Genomic DNA, 22,180 nt, shown 5'->3' with positions numbered 1-22,180 from the left:
GGTAAAACCTTAAACCAAATACTCAAACAAAGTCTGATCCTGGTTTAGTTCGATAATTTCAAATTTAAAATCTTTCATACGCTGCAACAAGCTGGCATAATCATTTTTGTTCGAAAGTTCGATGCCCACAAGCGCAGGACCATTTTCTTTATTCGTTTTTTTGATAAACTCGAAACGGGTGATATCATCCTGAGGGCCCAAAACCTCGTTTACAAATAATTTTAAAGCCCCTGGTCGCTGTGGGAAACGTACAATGAAATAATGTTTCAGCCCTTCAAAAAGTAAAGATTTCTCTTTAATCTCCTGCATGCGCTCTATGTCGTTGTTTCCACCGCTAACTATACAAACTACCGTTTTACCGGCGATCTGATCTCTCAGTTGATCTAATGCGGCTATAGATAGTGCACCAGCCGGTTCTACCACAATGGCGTCTTCGTTATACAGCTTTAAAATGGTGGTGCAGATTTTCCCCTCAGGGATTAAATGCATCTGATCAAGAAGTTCCTTGCAATATTCGTAAGTAATGTGGCCGATTCTTTTTACAGCAGCACCATCCACAAAGCGATCTATTTCTTCTAAAGTATAAGGGCCGCCGTGTTCCATGGCCGTAACCATCGATGGTGCACCCAGCGGCTCAACACCAACCAGTTTTACATCGGGTTTAACCGTTTTTATATAAGCACTCACACCCGAGGCCAAACCACCACCACCAACAGGCATTACCAAAATGTCTAAATCAGGCAGGTCTTCATAAATTTCTACACCAACTGTTGCTTGTCCTTCAATTACTTTTTCATCATCAAAAGGTGGAATAAAAGTGGCCGATCTTTCGGCACTGTAGGCCAGCGCTTCTTTCAGGCAATCGTCGAAAGTATCGCCAACCAAAACCACTTCTACACTGTCGCCACCAAACATATAAGTTTGTTTAACTTTTTGTTTAGGGGTAATTTCCGGCATAAAAATAACGCCTTTGATACCGAGTTTTTTACATGAATAGGCCACGCCCTGTGCATGGTTGCCTGCACTTGCACAAACTACACCGTTAATCAAAGCATCCTGTGGCAAGGTGCTAATTTTGTTGTAGGCACCGCGTAATTTATAGGAGCGTACAATCTGAAGGTCTTCTCTTTTCAAATAAATATTGGCGTTGTAATGAGCAGAAAGTCCGGCGTTAAACTCTAAAGGCGTACGTTTTACCACGCCTTTTAATCGTTGGGATGCAGATTGAAAATCCAGTGTATTCGGTGTTGTAGTATTCATTGTTGTAGTATCAGGTATAGAGAGAATCAAGTATCAAGACCGATATTCTCTTATGTTTTTGTAAAGCAGGGTTTGGTACTTTTCGGTTATTGCAGTCCTGCTATTCGTTCCAATCTTTTTAAAACCACTGTAATGCTGAGGAACGAAGAGTGTGTTTCATCGGTTGCAGATGCTTCGTGCCTCAGCATGGCATTGTATCCAAGGTTGCTGCAATTAAAAAGTATTTCCACTGCTATCAGGTTTAGCAAGCTTACTTCAATGCGTTAAATTAAAACGCTTACCGCTCAACGCCAAACCCTGAGCATTTAGGCCAAGTGCAGCGCCACCAATTGGTTTAAATCCTGGTCATTAATGCCCTGTTTGCTATCAGCCAAAACTAAAAACTGTTTGTAAACAATATCTAAATGGTCTTTTTCTAGTTTATGGCCTAAACGGTCTAAGTGGTGTTTTAAAGCATGGCGACCGCTTCTTGCCGTTAATACGATGGTTGCATCAGGGAAACCAACATCTTCCGGTTTAATAATTTCGTAGTTCTCACGGTTTTTCAAGAAACCATCCTGGTGGATACCCGAACTGTGCGAAAATGCATTTCCACCAACAATTGCTTTGTTCGGTTGCACGGGCATGTTCATCTGGTTTCTCACCATGTGGCTCATTTCGTAAAAACGGGTAGTATCAATCTGGGTATTTAAACCCAAAATTTTGTGTGTTTTCAAAATCATGACGACTTCTTCCATAGAAGTATTGCCTGCGCGCTCTCCAATACCGTTAATGGTACACTCTACCTGGCGGGCGCCATTTTGCAAGCCTGCAATAGAATTCGCTGTAGCCAGGCCTAAATCGTTGTGGCAATGCACGGAGATAATGGCTTTATCAATATTTTTTACGTTTTCTTTTAAATAAAGAATTTTAGAACCGTATTGGTCTGGCAGGCAATAACCATTGGTATCCGGAATATTTACCACGGTGGCCCCGACAGCAATCACTGCTTCAACCATTTTGGCTAAAAATTCGATATCAGCACGGCCGGCATCTTCTGCGTAGAACTCAACATCTTCTACAAATTTTTTCGAATACCTCACGGCTTCTACAGCACGTTCTAAAATTTCTTCGCGGGTACTGTTAAATTTATGTTTAATGTGGAAATCAGATGAGCCAATTCCGGTGTGGATCCGCGGTCTTTTAGCATAACGCAAAGCATCTGCAGCAACATCAATATCATTTTTATTTGCACGGGTTAAGGCACAGATAATCGGGTTGGTAACCGCTTTCGATAATTCTATTACGCTATTAAAATCGCCAGGGCTTGATACCGGGAAACCAGCTTCAATCACATCAACACCTAAAAGCTCAAGTGATTTTGCGATTTCTACTTTTTGGTTTGTATCTAACTGGCAGCCTGGTACCTGCTCGCCATCACGCAATGTCGTGTCGAAAATATAAACTTTGTTTGGATCGTGAATCATAATCTTAAGTTTAGGAAGTGATTAATTTTTGTGATAAGAATTTAATTACCAATTTGCCCATTTCGGCGGTGCCTAAAACTTTGAAACGGTTTGTGTTTTGATCGGCAATATCATGGGTTCTGAAGCCTTCTTTTAGTACCTGATCGATGGTATCAACCAATAGCTTGGCTTCTTCCTTAAGTCCGAAACCAATTTCCAGCATTAAAGCAGCCGATAGGATAGAGGCCAAAGGATTGGCTAAATCTTTACCGGCAATATCGTGTGCCGAACCGTGGATCGGCTCAAAGAAACCTGTGCTTTCGCCAACAGATGCCGAAGCCAGCATTCCCATTGAACCCGCAATCTGCGAAGCTTCGTCGGTTAAAATATCACCAAATAAGTTGGCCGTTAAAACCACATCGAATTTTTTAGGGTTTTTGATCAATTGCATCGCTGCATTATCAATAAACATGTGCTCAGTTTCTACATCAGGGTATTGTTTTGCAATTTCCTGAACAGTTTCGCGCCATAGGCGTGAGCTTTCCAAAACATTTGCTTTATCTACCGAGCATAATCTTTTGTTGCGTTGTTGTGCAGCCTGGTAAGCTTTATGTGCAATGCGTTCTACTTCGTAACGGTGGTAAATCATCAAATCAGAAGCAGTATTTCTATCTTCAGATCGTATTTTTTCTCCGAAATAAACATCTCCTGTTAATTCGCGGAAGAACAAAATATCGGTTCCCCTTAAAATTTCCGGTTTAATGCTTGAGGCTTCCAGAAGTTCATCAAATAGTAATATCGGGCGGAGATTGGCAAATAAACCCAATTCTTTACGGATTTTTAAGAGGCCTTGTTCAGGTCTAACTTTTAAACTTGGGTCGTTATCGTATTTGGCGTGACCAATGGCTCCAAAAAGGATGGCATCACTTTTTCTTGCTTTATATAAAGTTTCATCTGGTAAAGGCTCACCAGTAACTTCAATAGCTGCATGGCCCATTAAAGCTTCGTCAAATACAAATTCGTGGCCAAAAATTTCGGCAATTTTTTCTAATGCTGTTTTTCCCCAAGTGGTTACTTCGGGTCCGATACCGTCTCCAGGTATTACTAAAATGTTCTTCTTCATTGTTGACTCCTCTTTTGCCGTTGCAGTTTTTACCACAAATAAACACAGATTGATTTCTGACTCGGTTTGTATCTTTACAAACCATTAGATTTTATCTATATTTATCCTTTTATCTCCCGTTAAATCGGGACAAGTCGTGGTTAATTTTGCATTAGCCTAATATTTCTGTGTTTAAACTTTCGACGACTTTTACCTCGCCTTTTTCTAACAATATTCTTTTTTCTATGCAGGTTGGCAGCTGCGATTCAAAATGGCCAACATAAATTAATGTCATTCCGTTGCTGCACAGTTCGTCAACCAATTGGTTAAAGTGCTGTGTTTGCTGGCGGTCTAAACCCTGGCAGGGTTCATCCATAATTAACAGTTCCGGGTTTTTTATAATCGTTCGCGCTAACAATACCAATCGTTGTTTACCGAGTGGAAGCGCGGTTAATAATTCATTTTTGTTTTCAGTCAGGCCAAAATAAGCTATCAGTTCATCCACCTGTGTACTTTTGGTATAAGGCAGCTGCTGAAATAAACCTACGGTATCATAAAAGCCAGAGGCGATGCTTTGCCAAACAGTAGCGTTTGGATCGAAATACCAGTGAAACTCAGGAGAGATTAATCCGATATGCTGTTTAATGTCCCATATACTTTCGCCGCTTCCACGCCTATTGCCGAATAAATAAAGTTCGTTGGCATAAGATTGTGGGTGATCGCCGTTTACCAAGCTTAACAAAGTCGATTTTCCAGAACCATTATGCCCTTGCAAAAGCCATTTTTCTCCCGCTCTAACTTCCCAGTTGATATTTTTCAGTACCTGTTTTTCGCCATAGCTAATGTTTACATTAACCATTTTTACAATATCCTGTGAACTATAAACAGGCGATTCTTTTAAGAAATCCGGAATTTCCCTTAAATGGATTTCGGTACTGACAGAAGGTTCTAAAGCGTCTACTTGAGCTAATTGTCCATCTCTTATTTCGGCAAAAGAATTGATACAGGCTGGTAATTCACTTTCATTACAGATCAAAATCAATTGAACTCCTTCTTCAGCCACCTGATCCAGTAAAATGTTCAGGTTTTTGCGAGAAGCCGCATCTAAACCTGTGTATGGTTGGTCGATAATTAATAACTGTGGTTTTAACCAAAGTGCTTTAACCAGTTGTAATTTTTTGTGTTCGCCGCTGGATAATTCTATTAATTGTGAACTGGCAAATGTTACAAAGCCCAAAGCCTCTAAAACCGGTTCAACCTGATCAAAATGAAGCCCTTTTTCTTTACCATAACTGACCAACTCTGCATGAACGGTTAAAGTTTCTTTAGCCTGCTGACTGGTATAACGTTGCTGGTAATAAAAATTGGCAACACCTTCTAAGTTTTTAAACTGGTACCAGCTTTCTACATAAAGTACTTCTTTTGGTAGTGTGCTCAATACATCAAAATCAATCTCAATACTTCCCTGAGCTGGAACTAAACCTGCAATTGCTTTTGCTAACGAAGTTTTTCCTGTTCCGCTTTTACCACCAATTACATAATTTTCGCAAACATTCATTTCCCAATACAAATCCTTTAGCACCACTTTGTTGTGGTAACTCAGATTTAAATTCTGTATGTGAACGAATGGTTTAAACATTATCTTGCTTGCTCGAATTCTTCAATTAATTGTTTTTGGTTTAAGATGAAATCGATATCATCATAACCGTTAATCAGGCATGATTTTTTGTAAGGATTGATCTCGAATGATTCCTGAGCTCCGGTTTCTACAATCGTTACGGTTTGATTTTCAAGATCAACTTCTAAAGCTGATTTTGGATTGCTGTCAACCGCTTTGAAAACCTGCGCTAAGAACTCATCGCTTACCTGGATAGGTAATAAACCATTGTTTAACGCATTGCCTTTAAAAATATCGGCAAAGAAACTGCTGATTACCGCATCAAAACCGGCATCCTGAATGGCCCAGGCCGCATGCTCGCGACTACTGCCACAACCAAAGTTTTTTCCTGCAACTAATACCTGACCACTATAGGTGGGGTTGTTCATTACAAATTCTGGTTTTGGTGTATTATCGCCATTATAACGCCAATCGCGGAATAGGTTCTCACCGAAACCTTCGCGTGTAGTCGCTTTTAGAAACCTCGCAGGGATAATCTGGTCGGTATCAATGTTCTCTATGTTTAAAGGCACTACTGCCGATGTTAACTTTGTGAATTTTTTCATGTCAATTAGTATCAAGTAAGTAGTAATAAGTATCAAGACTTATAATCCACTTTTTTATCTTTTATCTCAGGCCTTTTGCTTGAATGGTGGTAATTTTATACTTCATGTTTTACCCTCCGCCTTAAGCCTTATTACCTTCTACCTCAGTAAAATGTTCAACTACCGGAAAAGGATCATAAAAGTGGTGCAATAACTTTTTCCAGTTCTGGTATGCTGCTGATCCTCTGAAACCTTCGGTGTGTGCCTCCAGCGTTTTCCAGTTTACCAGCAGGATATATTTATTTTCTACTTCTACACATTTCTGAAGCTGATGCGAAATGTAACCTTCCATTGCAGAAATGATTTTTTGTGCTTCGATGAAAGCTTTTTCAAAATCAGCCGATAGTCCGGCTTTTACATTTAGTATAGCAACTTCTAAAATCATATATTTATTTTCTTGTCATTGCTAGGTACTAAGCGATCTAATTTAGCCTTGCAATCGCATTAAGATTGCTTCGTGCCTCGCAATGACGATTAGTCTAGGCATTTTGCCGATACCTAAAACCTTGTGCCTTTTAACCTTCTACCTTTTCCAACATTTCCCTTACATCGGTAATTTTTCCGGTTACAGCTGCTGCTGCTGCGGTAAGTGGACTGGCCAATAAGGTACGTGCGTTTTGTCCCTGTCTACCCTCAAAGTTTCTGTTCGATGTAGATACACAGTATTTACCTGCAGGGATTTTATCTTCGTTCATGCCTAAACATGCACTACAACCAGGTTCGCGTAACTGGAAACCAGCAGCTTCGAAAATTTTATCCAAACCTTCGTTTTTAGCCTGTTGCTCTACCTGTTTCGATCCTGGTACAATCCAAACGGTAACATTATCGGCTTTGCGTTTATCTTTAACAAAATCAGCCACTTCACGTAAATCTTCAATGCGTGAGTTGGTACAGCTTCCGATGAACACATAATCAACTGGTTTTCCGATCAACGACGAATCATCATCAAAACCCATATAATCCAATGCTTTCTGGTACGAAAGTTTTTCTTTTTCCGGTTGTGCGCCAGTTGCCGGAATATGTTCCTGAATACCCATTCCCATTCCAGGATTAGTACCGTAAGTAATCATTGGAGCGATATCTGCAGCATCGAAAGTTAATACACTATCGAATTTTGCATCAGCATCGCTATATAACGTTTTCCAGTATGCTAAGGCTTTATCCCACTCTTCGCCGGCAGGAGCAAACTCTCTTCCTTTAATGTAATCGAAAGTGGTTTGATCTGGTGCAATTAATCCACCGCGTGCACCCATTTCGATACTCATGTTACAGATCGTCATACGGGCTTCCATACTTAAAGCTTCGATTGCCGAACCTGCATATTCTATAAAATAACCAGTACCGCCAGCTGCAGAAATTTTGGCAATAATGTATAAGATAATATCTTTTGCTCCAACGCCTTTTCCTAGTTCGCCGTTTACCTCAATTTTCATGGTTTTAGGTTTCGACTGCAATAAACATTGCGTTGCAAAAACCTGCTCTACCTGCGAAGTGCCGATACCAAATGCAATAGCGCCAAAAGCACCATGCGTAGAGGTATGGCTATCGCCGCAAACCATCGTTTTACCTGGTAGGGTTATACCCAGTTCAGGACCGATAACGTGTACAATACCTTGAAAAGGATGACCCAAACCATATAATTCTACGCCGAATTCTGCACAGTTTTTCGTGAGCATATCTACCTGATAACGCGAAAGCTCTTCTTTAATCGGCAACAACTGGTTTAAGGTTGGTACGTTATGATCGGCAGTTGCTACCGTCTGCTTTGGACGTAAAACAGGTAAACCTCTTTTGCGCAACCCATCAAATGCCTGTGGAGAGGTTACCTCGTGTATTAAGTGTGTATCAATGTATAAAATATCAGGAAATCCTTCTTCACTTTTTACAACGTGAGCATCCCAAATTTTTTCTACTAATGTTTTTGACATCTTTTTATGTAATTATTTAAACTTCGCAGGTTTCGCAAACCTGCGAGGTTTGTAAGTTTACTATGCAGTTTTAATCGCCTTCATTGCCGTCATTGCTTTACGCAACGTTGCTCCAATCTGCTCTACTTCGTGTGAACGGATAGCTTCGTTAACATCAATTAATTTTCTGTTGTCAACCGCGCCATCTTTACCTTCGTTAAAGTTTTTACCAACTAAATCGGTATCTACTTTTTTCATGAAATCGCCTAAAAGTGGTTTACAAGCCTGATCGAATAAATAACAACCATATTCTGCAGTATCAGAAATTACGCGGTTCATTTCGAATAATTTTTTACGTGCAATGGTATTGGCAATAAGTGGTGTTTCGTGTAACGATTCGTAATAAGCCGATTCTGGTTTGATACCAGCCTGTACCATAGTTTCGAAAGCCAATTCAACACCTGCACGAACAAAAGCAACCATTAAAGTATAGTTATCAAAATATTCTTGCTCGCCGATTTTAACATCACCAGCTGGTGTTTTTTCAAAAGCAGTTTCACCGGTTTCAGCTCTCCATTTTAATAGATTTTTATCACCATTTGCCCAATCTTCCATCATGGTACGGCTAAACTCGCCACTCATAATGTCGTCCTGGTGTTTTTGGAATAATGGACGCATAATGTCTTTCAATTCTTCCGAAATTTCAAAAGCTTTGATTTTAGCAATATTGCTTAATCTGTCCATCATCGCAGTAATACCACCTTGTTTCAAGGCTTCTGTAATTACTTCAACACCATATTGAACCAATTTAGAAGCGTAACCTGCATCGATCCCTTTTTCTACCATCTTATCGAAAGATAGGATAGAGCCAGTTTGCAATAAACCACAAAGGATGGTTTGCTCGCCCATTAAATCTGATTTTACCTCAGCTACGAAAGATGATTTTAATACACCTGCTCTGTGACCGCCTGTACCAACGCAATAGGCTTTAGCCTGTGCCAAACCTTTACCTTGAGGATCATTCTCAGGGTGTACTGCAATTAGGGTAGGTACACCAAAACCACGAACATACTCTGCTCTAACCTCGCTGCCAGGGCATTTAGGTGCAACCATGATCACGGTTAAATCTTTACGGATCTGCATACCTTCTTCCACGATATTGAAACCGTGAGAATATAATAAAGTAGCACCTTCTTTCATTAAAGGCATAATTGCATTTACAACAGCAGTATGTTGTTTATCCGGAGTAAGGTTAATTACTACATCTGCATTTGGAATCAGTTCTTCGTAAGTGCCAACAGTGAAATTGTTTTCAGTTGCATTTTTCCAAGAATCGCGTTTGCCTTCAATTGCTTCCTTACGTAAAGTGTAGCTTACATCTAAACCACTATCTCTCAAATTTAAACCCTGGTTTAGGCCTTGGGCACCGCAACCTACAATTACCAGTTTTTTGCCTTTTAATGCGCTAACGCCGTCTAAAAATTCAGAACTGTCCATGAAGTCGCAAACACCTAATTGGTTTAATTTTTCTCTAAGAGGTAATGTGTTAAAATAATTTGCCATTGTTATTATTGGTTAATTTCTATTTAATTATTGTTATATATTCTTTTTTGTTGTGGTTCGTGTCTTTACGAATCGTTTTTGCCTTCGGTTTGATTACACAGATATGGTGATTTCACCGATTTTTATCCATTTTCCATCTCACATCTTCCATCTCACATCTTCCATTTTACATATCTTCTATTTTTCCTTCTGATTGATCACACAGATGAGGTGATTTTTACCGATTTTTATTTGAAAAGCAGATTCCTGTGCTTTTCGGTTCCTTCAGTCCCGCTATTCGTTAAATTAGGCTGTGCTTTGACTACGCTCAGCATGATACCCTAATTTAACTGCTATCGGGTTTATTTTGCTTGGGTCTGTTTTCCAAAACCCTCATCCATCTTTGTTTAAACATGCTTTTTCAAAGCCCAGGCATAACCTTGGTGTACATTATCGTGGCCAATGGTTGTGATCAGAATTTCTTCAATACTGTTCATCTGTACGCCATAGGTTGCTGTTGTAAAAGGAGTGATGCTCGAAAATTTTCCATTTGCATAATCTTCCTTTATTTTTTCAATACTCTCTAATGCAAAGGCTTTCAATTCTGCTACCTCTTCTTCAGTTACGGTATAAGATGGCTTTGTATCTTTTTTATAATACTCGTTAAATTTTACAGAGGTTGCATCTTGCAATACACCTGTACGAACATAACAAAGCGTTTGTGTGCTCACTACAATGTGGCCAAAGTTCCAGATAATGTTGTTATTGTAACCATCAGGGATTTTATTCAATTCTTCGATGGTTAAGCCATCAATTAACCGGATAAATGCCTTGCGCGAGTTTATTATAAAATCAAATACTTCGTTCATATTTTTTCTTTAATCTCTGTATTTTCAGCTTCGTTTCGCTCTTCGTTAAAAGTAATCTGGTTAAAGAACGGGTCGTTTACGGTTACTGCCCAGGTTCCATGAAAAGTCTTCTCTAAGCCTGGTCTGTTATATTTGTAATTCTTTGCTGTTATTTCTTTATGGAATTCCTTTAAACCTACACAATCAATGTAAACATGTGCACCAGGGGCGCTGTCTCCATGGTGTTCGCTTAAATGAAGTTCAAGACCTTTCAATGAAACCTGGATATAAACCGGGGAATTCTTTTCCAGGGGGTATTCCCAGTCTATTTTAAATCCAAGCCAGTTTACATAAAACTCGATTGCTTTATCGTAATCGAATATTCTTAAAATTGGTATGGTTTTATTGCATTTCATATTTCTTTAATTTTTAACCGCAAAGGGCGCAAAGATTTTTCGCAAAGATCGCTAAGCATCGTGTTGTTTACCTTTCACCTTATGCCTTTCTACCTTTTACCTTTGTATTACATCGTAAAGATTTTCTCTCCTTTTTCTAAAAATTCATTTTCTACCAATTCTTCTCCTGGCTCAAAAGCTTCGAATTCCTTTAATTTTTCGTGGAAACCAGCGCTGTCTTTAATAATGGCTACTCTTGCAGATCTCACAAATTCAATTAGCTCGTAAGGTTCCAGGGCTTTCACCAAAGCATCAGTTTCTTCTCTGTGACCGGTTACTGCAAAAACGGTATAATCTTTACGGATCACTACTGCGCTTGCTCCATATTGTCTTAATAAACGCTCAACAGTTACTTTTTCGGCAATTTCATCTGTAGAAACTTTGTAAAGCGCCAGTTCCTGCCAGATAATTTCTTCATTTGTGTTGAAATAAACTTTTAATACCTCGATCTGCTTTTCAATCTGACGGGCCAGCTTTCTCACTACTTCGTAACCTTCGTGGATGACGATGTTGAAACGATGTATCCCTTCAATTTCTGATGGAGAAGTGTTTAAACTCTCGATATTGATTTTTCTTTTAGAGAAAATAATCGCAATCCTGTTTAATAAACCGATGCGGTTTTCGGCATAAACAGTAATGGTGTATTCCTGTTTACCTTCTAAATCGGCTTTATCTATTTTATGTTCTAATGTATTTTCAGTACTCATGTCCAAAATTTTTACCACTAAGGCACAAAGGCCACAAAGGTTTTGTTTATGCTATTTTTCGCTTTAGTCTTTCAACTTACTTCAATCTGATTTCGCTTACACTCATTCCTTGCGGAACCATTGGGAAAACGTTGTTTTCTCTTCCAACCATCACCTCTAATAAATAAGAGCCTTCGTGGTTGATCATTGTTTCCAGTGCTTGTCTTAAGTTTGCGCGCTCATCAACTTTGCTTGCTTCGATGTAATAAGATTTAGCTAAAGCCACAAAATCAGGACTGGTAATGTTCACAAATGAATAACGTTTATCATGAAATAACTGTTGCCATTGACGAACCATACCCAAAAAGCGGTTGTTCAGAATCAGGATTTTTACGGCTGCACCAAACTGCATAATGGTCCCCAGTTCCTGAGGCGTCATCTGGAAGCCCCCATCACCAATAATAGCGATTACAGTTTTATCAGGTGCACCGTATTTAGCGCCAATTGCAGCCGGTAAACCAAAACCCATGGTACCTAAGCCACCAGAAGTAATGTTGCTGCGGGTATTGTTGAATTTAGCATAACGACAAGCTACCATTTGGTGCTGACCAACATCGGTAACGATTATGGCGTCACCACCACAAATTTCGTTGATGTTACGCAACACTTCTCCCATGGTCATTTCATCACCAGTTGGATAAAGCTCTGGAGTAATAACCTGATCTATTTCTTCCTGGTTGTATTGTCTGAACTTGGCCAACCAATCTTCGTGTTTATTTTCGTTCACCAAATTGGTTAACAGGGGTAAAGTTTCTTTACAGTCGCCCCAAACACCAACTTCAGCTTTAACATTTTTATCAATTTCAGCCGGGTCGATATCTAAATGCACAACTTTAGCTTGTTTGGCATATTTATCCAGGCGGCCAGTCACGCGGTCGTCGAAACGCATACCAATGGCAATTAGTACATCACATTCGTTCGTTAACACGTTTGGTCCGTAATTGCCGTGCATGCCCAACATCCCTACGTTTAGTGGGTGTGAAGTTGGAATAGCGCCTTCGCCCATGATTGTCCATGCAGCAGGAATACCTGTTTTGTTGATAAAAGCCTTAAATTCTTCTTCGGCCTTACCCAAAATAACACCTTGTCCAAATAGAATGAAAGGTTTTTTTGCTGAATTGATTAATTCGGCCGCTTGTTCGATATATTCAACCCTAACTTTTGGTTTCGGGCGATAACTGCGGATGTGGTTGCATTTTACATATTCAGGAAATTCCTCCAATTGTAACTGCGCATTTTTAGTAATGTCAATTAAAACAGGACCCGGCCTACCGCTTTGAGCAATGTAAAAAGCTTTGGCCAATACTTCCTGAATTTCTTTGGCATCAGTAACCTGATAATTCCATTTGGTAACCGGAGTGGTAATATTGATCACATCGGTTTCCTGGAAAGCATCTGTTCCCAATAAGTGAGCGAAAACTTGTCCGGTGATACAAACCAATGGTGTACTGTCTATCTGGGCATCTGCTAAACCAGTAACCAGGTTGGTTGCGCCCGGTCCACTGGTTGCAAAACAAACACCAACTTTGCCACTTGTTCTGGCAAAACCTTGAGCCGCATGTATACCACCTTGCTCATGGCGGACTAAAATATGTTCTAATTTGTCGGCATAATCATAAAGAGCATCATAAATAGGCATGATAGCTCCTCCCGGATAACCGAAAATGGTGGTTACACCTTCTTCAATTAATCCATTCAACAAAACCTGAGAGCCTGTACCCTTGAATAAGGTTTTTGAGCTTTCTGCCTTCGCCCCGGTTTGTTGTATTGTATCTTGTGCAGTTTCCATAATTATGTTTTTGCGGTTCTGTTATTCTTTAATTTTAAACCCAATTCTTTCTCTGTCTTTCCACTTTATTTGAGCAATTTTCTCGTCAATTAAGTTTTCCATGGCATCATAAAGTTCGTTAAGCTGAACGTCATGTTCGCCAATCCGTTCTTTAATTTCTGTTAATTGTTCATTAAGATTGCTTTGTTTCAGCAATATTTTGCGAACATCAACAAAGGCTCTCATAATGGCAATGTTCATGTTAATGGCTTTGTCGCTATTTACAACGCCGCTTAACATGGCTACACCTTGTTCTGTAAAGGCATAAGGTGTTACACCCACATTTCTTTTATTTTGACTTATCATCACAATTTTTGAGGACGCATCAGTCTTTTCTGAAGATGCGGTCACAATTTGTGACCGGATACTTTCCCATTCAACTGGCGTGAGCCGGAACATAAAATCATCTGGAAAACGCTTTATGTTACGTTTTACTGCCTGATTTAGCGCTTTCGTTTCAACCTCATAAAGTGCTGCCAGATCAAAATCGAGCATTACTCTTTCTCCCTGGATTTCATAAATCCTATTCTGAATACTTTTAATTATTTGCATCATCTGTTTTTTAATAATCAACTAATCCAGGGATGATTTTTTGATTTTAGTATTCGTCAGTTACGCAACCACTAGCTGCGTCTGAAACTGTTTTAGCATATTTATATAAAACACCTTTTGTTACTTTTAATGCTGGCTGAACGTAGTTTTTTCTCCGCTCGGCAATCACTTCTTCGCTCACCTGTAAACTGATAATGTTGTTTACGGCATCAATTAAGATTCGATCTTCATCTTCAACCAAACCGATTAAACCACCTTTGTAAGATTCAGGTGTGATGTGACCAACTACAAAACCGTGTGTACCACCTGAAAAACGTCCATCAGTGATTAAAGCAACTGATTTACCTAAACCTGCACCAATAATTGCTGAGGTTGGTTTTAACATCTCTGGCATACCTGGTGCACCTACCGGACCTGAGTTTTTAATTACGATGACATCGCCAGGTTGAACACGGCCGCTGGAAATACCTGCGATCAAATCATGCTCACCATCAAATACGCGTGCCGGACCTTCAAATTTTTCACCTTCTTTACCGCTGATTTTGGCTACAGAACCCTTTTCGGCAAGGTTTCCGTAAAGAATCTGTAAGTGACCAGTTGCTTTTATCGGTTCGCTTAATTTTTGAACGATTTTCTGATCGTAATCCATAACCGATTTCACATCGGCTAAATTCTCAGCCATAGTTTTTCCGGTTACGGTTAAGCAATCGCCATGCAACAAGCCTTCATTTAATAAATATTTTAGTACAGCAGGGATACCGCCATATTGGTGTAAATCCTGCATTAAATATTTTCCACTAGGTTTGAAATCGGCAAGTACCGGAGTTACATCGCTCATTTTCTGAAAATCATCCTGTGTAATTTCTACGCCAATGGCTTTACCCATAGCGATAAAATGCAAAACAGCATTGGTACTACCACCTAATACAATGATCGAACGGATTGCATTTTCAAATGCTTTTCGCGTCATGATATCTGATGGTTTAATATCTTTCTCCAGTAAAACCTTGATGTATTTACCGGCATCTAAACATTCTTGTTTTTTCTCCGGGCTTATGGCTGGATTTGAAGATGAATAAGGTAAACTCATACCCAAGGCCTCAATTGCTGATGCCATGGTATTTGCGGTATACATACCTCCGCATGCCCCGGCACCTGGACAAGTGTGTTTAATAATGCCCTGATAATCTTCTTCTGAAAGATTACCGCAGATTTTTTGTCCTAATGCCTCGAATGCCGAAACAATATTCAATTCTTCTCCTTTATAATGGCCTGGGGCAATTGTACCGCCATAAACCATAATTGAAGGACGGTCTAAACGTGCCATAGCCATGATGGCACCTGGCATATTTTTATCACAGCCAGGGATGGATATAATGCCATCATAATATTGCCCGCCGCAAATGGTTTCGATACTATCAGCAATTACATCACGGCTAACCAATGAGTAACGCATCCCATCTGTACCGTTGCTCATCCCATCACTTACCCCAATTGTATTAAAAACCAAGCCGACTAAATCATTTTTCCAGACCCCAGCTTTGACGTCTTTTGCAAGGTCGTTTAAGTGCATGTTGCAGGTGTTGCCATCGTAGCCCATACTTGCAATACCAACCTGAGCTTTAGCCATATCAGCATCGGTTAAACCGATTCCATAAAGCATTGCTTGTGCAGCAGGTTGTGTTGGATCTTGTGTAAATGTTTTACTGTACTTGTTTAATTCGCTCATTGTTTAAAATGTATATTCTGGTTCTGTTAGTTGTAAATATTTTGAGGCAAAAAAAAACCGCCTCGTTTTGGAGGCGGTTTCGATAGGGTATATTTTGTATTATACGCAACGATTTCCACCTCTCTGTTGAGAAATGACAATAATTAGGTTGCTAATAATGTTTGTGTTTAAATTCATGAATCACAAACATACTAACTTATTATAAATGCAAAGAACTATTTTAATGTATTTCTCTATTTTTTTACTCCGATTACAATTCCTGTAGCCCAAACCTGCTTGGTTAAATGCAAATCATCACGAGATTCTAAATCTTTAACCAATTTAATCGCTTTATCCTGATGACCTTCAGGCCAATTCGATTGAGGCAGCATATCATCAATGATGTAAAGTCCGCCGGTGTTAAGCATGGATAGTACCTCGTCTAAAAGCAAATATTTTCCATGCCAGGTATCGGCAAATATGTAATCGAATTTTTTGTCTCTATTCTTTTCAATCCACTCCGCGCCATCGGTATCAACTAATGTTAAACGATCGTCACTACCGAGAAATGTTTTGGCAATGGCTAAACATTTAGCGTCGTTATCTATCGAAGTAAGTGTGCTTTCCTGATCTAAGCCATCTAAAATCCATGAAGTAGACAAACCTGTTCCGGTTCCAAGTTCCAGAAATTTACCTGAAGGTTTGGTTGCAGCAAGGGTTTTAAGCAAAGAGCAGGTTAATACGTCTGATGCCATATCAAAACCCGAAGCCTTGGTAGCCGTATTTATTTGTTGGTAAGCTTCTGGATAATTTTGATTGATTTCTTCAGTCATCTGTTCTCTACCTGAATGGTCTTCTATTGGTTAACTTTTTGTTTTTGGTCAATTGTTTTTTGGTTGATAGTTCATAGTCAAACTGACCATTAACCATTTGACTATGAATTATCAAACCAATCTATATAATCACCTCGTAATTCACTTTTTCTAGCACCAGGTTTTTATAGGCACGTTGTATGGTATAACCAATAGATTCCCGCCATAGTGGGCGATAAACAATATCATCGATGGAGGCAATGCCAGCTATCTCGGTGGCTGTTCCGCATAAGAAAGCGCCATCGGCATTTTTAAGGTCTTCTACCGTTAATTTTTTCTCAATACACTCTATATCCAGAACAGTGCAAAGCTCTTTTACAGTTGCACGGGTAATGCCTGGTAAAATGTTCCCTAAAGATGGGGTGTACAATTTTCCGTCCTTTTCAAGGAAGATATTTGCTCCTGATGCTTCGGCAACAAAGCCATGCATATCTAAAAGTAAAGCTTCATCGTAACCTTTAATGTTTGCTGCTGTAGTTGCCAAAATAGAATTAACATAGTTGCCACTCAATTTCGCTTCCATTGGAGTCGATTTTGGATTTGGCCTCTCGTAATCAGAAATGGTTAAATTTAACAGCTTATTGCCCGAGTAAGCATCCCATTCCCAGGCACAGATCAATATGGAAACGCCGCTAGGCTCATTCAATTTCATGTTTGGATGGCAAAAAACCAGTGGGCGGATATAGGCATCTTTCAGTTTGTTCAACTGAAGTAATTTATAGGTTGCAGCAATTAATTCTTGTTTATCCCATGGAAAAGGAATGTTTGCTAACTGGCAAGAACGCTCTAAGCGATCGAAATGGGCGGCAGCTTTGAAAATGCGGTTGCCATTATGCGTTTTATAGGCTCTAATACCCTCGAAAGCAGCATAACCGTAGTGTAGCGACTGTCCGTAAAGATCAGTACTGCTGTTTACAGCCTTTTCAAACTGTCCGTCAAGGTAAATAATCGTATTAGAATTATAGTATTTCATCTGTTTATTCTTATTGTTTTTTAACCGTCAGATGGAAGCCTAGCATGATAAATAAGCATTCCATATTTTATTTTGACTATTTATTATGGACGGTTCATAATACTGTCTTTTGTTATTTAAAAAAAGCGTCCCGTTTGTATCGGGACGCTTTAGGTATATTTAGTTTTTTAAAATCTATTTAAAAGCTGCCCATTTTCTTACTCCATAAAATGTTTAGGAGTAGGAGGTTAAGTAAAATGACAGGTAACAGCACTACATTACCTGCCGCTTTCGCAGTAATTTGTCTAGTAAATGAGTTGTTCTGAATTGTCATTATTATCTTAATGTTTATAAAAACCAATTTAGTTTTTGGTTCATTAATATGCAAGAGAAATCAGAAAAAAGTTAAATAAGAATTTTATTCTTGTATTTGTGTTGTAACCAGAATAATATTCTTAAATAGAGTTGAATTAGTTATTTAATGCCGATAGCTGTAGACCAGATATCAAAACGGTATATGGTCTGTTTGTTATGCTTGCATTATAAATTTTCTGTTTTTCTGCCTAAAATGCCTCAGGGTGCTCCGAAAATTGAAAATTTATATGTTATTTTGGTGATGAAATATAGAGAAAACTAGTGTTTTAATATAGACACTGAAATAAAGTTACTTCGTAGCTTTCCGCTTCGCTACAGTTCAGGGTGAAGGATCGATTTTAAACAATCTCTAAATATTTTTTAAAGCCTAATTCTGGTTATAATTGTTTTGAAATAGCAAATTAAACAAAAAGCCTCCCGTATTTTTTAAATCGGGAGGCTTCTTAAATGAGTTAATTATTTGCTTAAGCGATACCTTCAGCTAAAACCACAATTTTGTTGTGGATAGCTTCTACTACACCGCCTTTAATAAAAAAGCGTTGTTCATCAGCTTTATTTGCTTTTATAATAACTTCTCCATCTTCTAAAGTAGAGATGATGGCAGCATGGTCTTTTAAAATCTGAAAAGAACCTAAAGTACCAGGAACCGTAACTGCTGTTACTTCACCTTCGAAAACTTTTTTATCTGGAGTTAATATTTCTAAATTCATGTTTTTGGATTTGAGTATCAAGTAAGTAGGACCAAGTATCAAGACTGTGTTTGCAATCTTAATACTTGATGCTCAAATCTCAATACTAGTTCGCTTCTGCTAATAATTTTTTACCTTTTTCGATTGCATCTTCAATGCTACCAACTAAGTTAAATGCAGCTTCAGGGTACTCATCAACTTCACCATCCATGATCATGTTAAATCCTTTGATGGTATCTTTAATGTCAACCAATACACCTTTTAAGCCTGTAAACTGCTCAGCTACGTGGAAAGGTTGAGATAAGAAACGCTGAACACGACGTGCTCTTGATACAACTAATTTATCTTCTTCAGATAATTCATCCATACCTAAGATCGCGATGATATCCTGTAATTCTTTATAACGTTGTAAAGTTTCTTTAACACGTTGTGCAGTGTTATAGTGCTCATCACCTAAAACAGCAGGAGAAAGGATACGTGAAGTAGAATCCAATGGATCTACCGCAGGATAAATACCTAACTCAGCAATTTTACGCGAAAGTACTGTAGTAGCATCTAAGTGGGCAAAAGTTGTTGCCGGAGCAGGGTCAGTTAAATCATCCGCAGGTACATATACCGCTTGTACTGATGTAATTGATCCACGTTTTGTTGACGTAATACGCTCTTGCATTAAACCCATCTCTGTAGCTAAGGTTGGTTGGTAACCTACCGCTGATGGCATACGACCTAATAAAGCCGATACCTCAGAACCTGCCTGTGTAAAACGGAAAATGTTATCAACGAAGAAAAGGATATCTTTTCCAGCGCCTTCGCCATCACCATCACGGAAATATTCAGCAACTGTTAATCCTGATAATGCTACACGTGCACGTGCACCAGGAGGCTCGTTCATTTGTCCGAAAACCAATGTTGCTTTAGATTCTTTCAATTTTTCAGTATCAACAGCTTTCAAATCCCATCCACCTTTTTCCATAGAATGTAAGAATTCGTCACCATAGTTGATTACGCCTGATTCGATAAACTCGCGAAGTAAATCGTTACCCTCACGTGTACGCTCACCAACACCTGCGAATACTGATAAACCAGCATAAGCCTTAGCGATGTTGTTAACCAACTCCATGATCAATACTGTTTTACCTACACCAGCACCACCGAATAAACCGATTTTACCACCTTTAGCATAAGGCTCTAATAAATCGATTACTTTAATACCTGTAAAAAGCACCTCAGTTTCAGTAGATAAATCTTCGAACTTAGGAGGGGTTGCATGAATAGGACGACCGTCTGTTTTATCAACTGTGTTGATACCGTCAATCGCTTCTCCAACTACATTAAATAAACGACCTTTAATCTGGTCGCCAACTGGCATTTTAATCGCAGCGCCAGTATCAACTACTTGCATACCACGAACCAAACCATCTGTAGAATCCATCGAAATTGCACGTACGCGGTCTTCACCTAAGTGCTGTTGAACTTCTAAAACGATTTTTTGTCCATTTTCTTTCGTTATCTCTAACGCATCAAAAATTTTAGGTAGATGGGCATCATCAGCAAAGCTAACGTCAACCACAGGGCCGATAATTTGTGCTATTTTTCCTAAGTTAGGCATATCTGTTGTGAGTAAATTTATTACAGTCAATGAATTAAAGCTGTTTATAGGGGCTCCAATTCGGTTGGCAAAGTTAAGTTATTCTTGCTGAATTTTAAATATATATTACAAAATTTTTTAACATCTAAAATGTTGCTGGTTTTTAATGAAAAAATCCCCTAAAAATCTAGCTTTTTTAGGGAATTGAAGTGGGGATTGTAATACTAAAAAGTGTAACCTATCCTTAAATGAAGGTTTATAGCGACATCACTTTCATTTTTTAGATAACCAGCACTTTTTGCGAAATAATAGCGATAGCCAACTCCTAATCCGGCCTCATAATTGAAATGGTTTCCGATATGGCGTCTGATGCCCCAGGTTGGAATAATGGATAAATCGCTAACGATACTGACCTTTTCATAATTGGAAATGGTAAACCAATCAGGATGAAAACTGGTTCTTAGTGAAATAAAATTCGCTGAGTTATTTTTGATGCTTTTATTTTTCCTGGTTCTTTTACTAAGATTATAATAAAAGCGAGGTTCTGCTGCGATGATCGGCGTAAACACATAGCCGTTTTTTGGATAAAAGCTACCGCCCCAGAAACCGCCATCAAAACCGATCTCACTCCTTAAGGCGATGGCATTAGTTAATTTGGCTTCATTATTAACCCAAATACCCAAAAGGCCAGCCTGAGCACCAAAAACAGACTTTTCGACACTTGGTTGTACATGCTCCTGATTTTGGGCCTTAACGGTTGCGTTTGAAGATAACAAAGCAATTGTAATGAAAGTTAACAAAGGCTTTTTGAAGCGTTTTTTTAGATTTTTGTTTTCCATATAAAATGGTTTAAATATTTTTAATTATAAAATAAGATAATTTGCGCCGAAGATACCCGGAATAATCTTGTATTTACAAATGTTTGAAATGAATGTAAAAAAAATATATTATTTCTGATTGTCATGACTTTTTTTGCATACATCATTTAAAAAAGTACTTAGATTGTTTGGTGAGTAGAGAATTCGATTAGACAAAGTTTTTTCACATGATTTTAATAGATAATTTAGCGGCATAAATAAGGGATATGAAAACCATTTTAACAACCGGTAGCAATGGTCTTTTGGGACAGAAAATAACAGAAAAAGTATTAGTCGAGGGACGGGTAAATCTGGTTGCCACATCGGCAGGGGTAAATCGTTATCCTGTTAAAGAAGGATATGAGTATGCAGAAATGGATATCTTAAACCCTGAACAGGTAAAAGCGGTTGTTGAAAAATATCGTCCTGACGCGGTTATCCACACCGCTGCAATGACGAATGTAGATACCTGTGAGGCAGATAAGGAGCTTTGCCATCGGTTAAATGTTGATGCGGTTGGAACCTTATTATCAATCTGTGAGGAAAAAAATATACAGTTAATCCATTTGAGTACCGATTTTGTTTTTGATGGACTGAACGGGCCTTATAAAGAGGCAGATGCTGTAAATCCAGTTAGTTATTATGGTAAATCGAAGGTGCTGGCTGAAGAACTGATCAAAAATTCAAATGCAAATTACGCTATTTTAAGAACAATATTAGTATATGGAATTAGCAATGATATGAGCCGGAGCAATATTGTGCTTTGGGCTAAAGGAGCCTTAGAAAAAGCGTCACCCATAAATGTAGTGAACGACCAATGGCGCATGCCAACTCTTGCTGAAGATCTGGCCGAGGCCTGTCTGTTGGCTGTTGAACAAGATGCGCAGGGAATTTATCACATATCGGGTAAAGATTATATGAGCATTGCCGATTTAGTTCGGAAAGTTGCCGAATATTGGAAACTGGATCATTCGTTTATTAATGAAATAAGTTCGGCAAGTTTAAACCAAACGGCTAAACGACCTATAAAAACGGGATTTGTGCTGGATAAGGCCATTAAAGATTTAGGATATAATCCGCATTCTTTTGAGGAAGGATTATTAATTTTGGAACAGCAAATGAAAGGATAGTTCTGAGTCGCGATTCTGGAGCCTCAAATAACTAAGCAATTAAAATATTTAACAATATATAA

General features: G+C 38.8%; 20 protein-coding genes. 1 reads left to right on the top strand and 19 read right to left on the bottom strand.

What is annotated here, in order from left to right:
• Nucleotides 1–9: 9 nt before the first annotated feature.
• From ilvA to FFJ24_RS16500, 19 genes are all read right to left on the bottom strand, one after another.
• Nucleotides 10–1,260, bottom strand: coding sequence for a threonine ammonia-lyase IlvA (ilvA, locus tag FFJ24_RS16590; RefSeq protein WP_138818265.1), 1,251 nt, complete (start codon nt 1,258–1,260; stop codon nt 10–12).
• Nucleotides 1,261–1,565: 305 nt separating this feature from the next.
• Nucleotides 1,566–2,726, bottom strand: coding sequence for a 2-isopropylmalate synthase (locus FFJ24_RS16585; protein ID WP_138818264.1), 1,161 nt, complete (start codon nt 2,724–2,726; stop codon nt 1,566–1,568).
• A 10-nt stretch (nt 2,727–2,736) separates the two neighbouring features.
• Nucleotides 2,737–3,828 (bottom strand): 3-isopropylmalate dehydrogenase, encoded by a 1,092-nt coding sequence (leuB, locus tag FFJ24_RS16580; protein WP_138818263.1) that lies wholly within the window; start codon nt 3,826–3,828, stop codon nt 2,737–2,739.
• Between the two features lie 151 nt (nt 3,829–3,979).
• Nucleotides 3,980–5,446 carry an ATP-binding cassette domain-containing protein gene (locus FFJ24_RS16575; RefSeq protein ID WP_210419384.1) on the bottom strand — a complete coding sequence of 489 codons (1,467 nt, stop codon included), beginning with the start codon at nt 5,444–5,446 and terminating at the stop codon, nt 3,980–3,982.
• Nucleotides 5,446–6,030: a 3-isopropylmalate dehydratase small subunit gene (leuD, locus tag FFJ24_RS16570; RefSeq protein WP_138818261.1), complete on the bottom strand. Its 585-nt coding sequence runs from the start codon at nt 6,028–6,030 to the stop codon at nt 5,446–5,448. The genes FFJ24_RS16575 and leuD overlap by 1 nt, the downstream gene beginning before the upstream one ends.
• Nucleotides 6,031–6,151: 121 nt before the next feature.
• Nucleotides 6,152–6,454 carry an antibiotic biosynthesis monooxygenase gene (locus tag FFJ24_RS16565; RefSeq protein ID WP_138818260.1) on the bottom strand — a complete coding sequence of 101 codons (303 nt, stop codon included), beginning with the start codon at nt 6,452–6,454 and terminating at the stop codon, nt 6,152–6,154.
• Nucleotides 6,455–6,584: 130 nt separating this feature from the next.
• Nucleotides 6,585–7,997 carry a 3-isopropylmalate dehydratase large subunit gene (leuC, locus tag FFJ24_RS16560; protein WP_138818259.1) on the bottom strand — a complete coding sequence of 471 codons (1,413 nt, stop codon included), beginning with the start codon at nt 7,995–7,997 and terminating at the stop codon, nt 6,585–6,587.
• A gap of 60 nt (nt 7,998–8,057) precedes the next feature.
• A complete protein-coding gene (ilvC, locus tag FFJ24_RS16555; RefSeq protein WP_138818258.1) occupies nt 8,058–9,539 on the bottom strand; it encodes a ketol-acid reductoisomerase in 1,482 nt (493 codons plus the stop codon).
• 386 nt (nt 9,540–9,925) lie between these two features.
• The gene (locus FFJ24_RS16550) at nt 9,926–10,387 is read right to left on the bottom strand and encodes a DinB family protein (RefSeq protein ID WP_138818257.1); all 462 of its coding nucleotides are present in this window, start codon (nt 10,385–10,387) and stop codon (nt 9,926–9,928) included.
• Nucleotides 10,384–10,782 (bottom strand): glyoxalase superfamily protein, encoded by a 399-nt coding sequence (locus tag FFJ24_RS16545; protein WP_138818256.1) that lies wholly within the window; start codon nt 10,780–10,782, stop codon nt 10,384–10,386. The genes FFJ24_RS16550 and FFJ24_RS16545 overlap by 4 nt, the downstream gene beginning before the upstream one ends.
• 107 nt (nt 10,783–10,889) lie before the next feature.
• The gene (gene ilvN, locus FFJ24_RS16540) at nt 10,890–11,528 is read right to left on the bottom strand and encodes an acetolactate synthase small subunit (protein WP_138818255.1); all 639 of its coding nucleotides are present in this window, start codon (nt 11,526–11,528) and stop codon (nt 10,890–10,892) included.
• A 76-nt stretch (nt 11,529–11,604) separates the two neighbouring features.
• Nucleotides 11,605–13,356: a biosynthetic-type acetolactate synthase large subunit gene (ilvB, locus tag FFJ24_RS16535; protein ID WP_138818254.1), complete on the bottom strand. Its 1,752-nt coding sequence runs from the start codon at nt 13,354–13,356 to the stop codon at nt 11,605–11,607.
• Between the two features lie 21 nt (nt 13,357–13,377).
• The gene (locus FFJ24_RS16530) at nt 13,378–13,950 is read right to left on the bottom strand and encodes an ORF6N domain-containing protein (protein ID WP_246862634.1); all 573 of its coding nucleotides are present in this window, start codon (nt 13,948–13,950) and stop codon (nt 13,378–13,380) included.
• 43 nt (nt 13,951–13,993) lie between these two features.
• On the bottom strand, nt 13,994–15,676 hold the full coding sequence (gene ilvD / locus FFJ24_RS16525; protein WP_138818253.1) for a dihydroxy-acid dehydratase: 1,683 nt from the start codon (nt 15,674–15,676) through the stop codon (nt 13,994–13,996).
• Between the two features lie 233 nt (nt 15,677–15,909).
• A complete protein-coding gene (locus FFJ24_RS16520; RefSeq protein ID WP_138818252.1) occupies nt 15,910–16,488 on the bottom strand; it encodes an O-methyltransferase in 579 nt (192 codons plus the stop codon).
• Between the two features lie 121 nt (nt 16,489–16,609).
• The gene (ilvE, locus tag FFJ24_RS16515) at nt 16,610–17,500 is read right to left on the bottom strand and encodes a branched-chain-amino-acid transaminase (RefSeq protein ID WP_138818251.1); all 891 of its coding nucleotides are present in this window, start codon (nt 17,498–17,500) and stop codon (nt 16,610–16,612) included.
• 818 nt (nt 17,501–18,318) lie between these two features.
• Nucleotides 18,319–18,564 carry an ATP synthase F1 subunit epsilon gene (gene atpC, locus FFJ24_RS16510; protein ID WP_025145830.1) on the bottom strand — a complete coding sequence of 82 codons (246 nt, stop codon included), beginning with the start codon at nt 18,562–18,564 and terminating at the stop codon, nt 18,319–18,321.
• Nucleotides 18,565–18,649: 85 nt separating this feature from the next.
• The gene (atpD, locus tag FFJ24_RS16505) at nt 18,650–20,152 is read right to left on the bottom strand and encodes a F0F1 ATP synthase subunit beta (RefSeq protein ID WP_090498722.1); all 1,503 of its coding nucleotides are present in this window, start codon (nt 20,150–20,152) and stop codon (nt 18,650–18,652) included.
• 203 nt (nt 20,153–20,355) lie between these two features.
• Entirely contained in the window at nt 20,356–20,970 is a 615-nt protein-coding gene (locus FFJ24_RS16500) for a hypothetical protein (protein WP_138818250.1), read from the bottom strand.
• A 245-nt stretch (nt 20,971–21,215) separates the two neighbouring features.
• On the opposite strand from FFJ24_RS16500, the gene FFJ24_RS16495 reads away from it, so the two are divergent.
• The gene (locus FFJ24_RS16495; RefSeq protein WP_138818249.1) at nt 21,216–22,118 is read left to right on the top strand and encodes an SDR family oxidoreductase; all 903 of its coding nucleotides are present in this window, start codon (nt 21,216–21,218) and stop codon (nt 22,116–22,118) included.
• Nucleotides 22,119–22,180 lie beyond the last annotated feature (62 nt).

This window comes from Pedobacter sp. KBS0701, assembly GCF_005938645.2.
Taxonomy (GTDB): domain Bacteria; phylum Bacteroidota; class Bacteroidia; order Sphingobacteriales; family Sphingobacteriaceae; genus Pedobacter.
The sequence above is the reverse complement of the archived record's forward strand: the minus strand, read 5'-3'. Positions and strand labels throughout refer to the sequence as shown.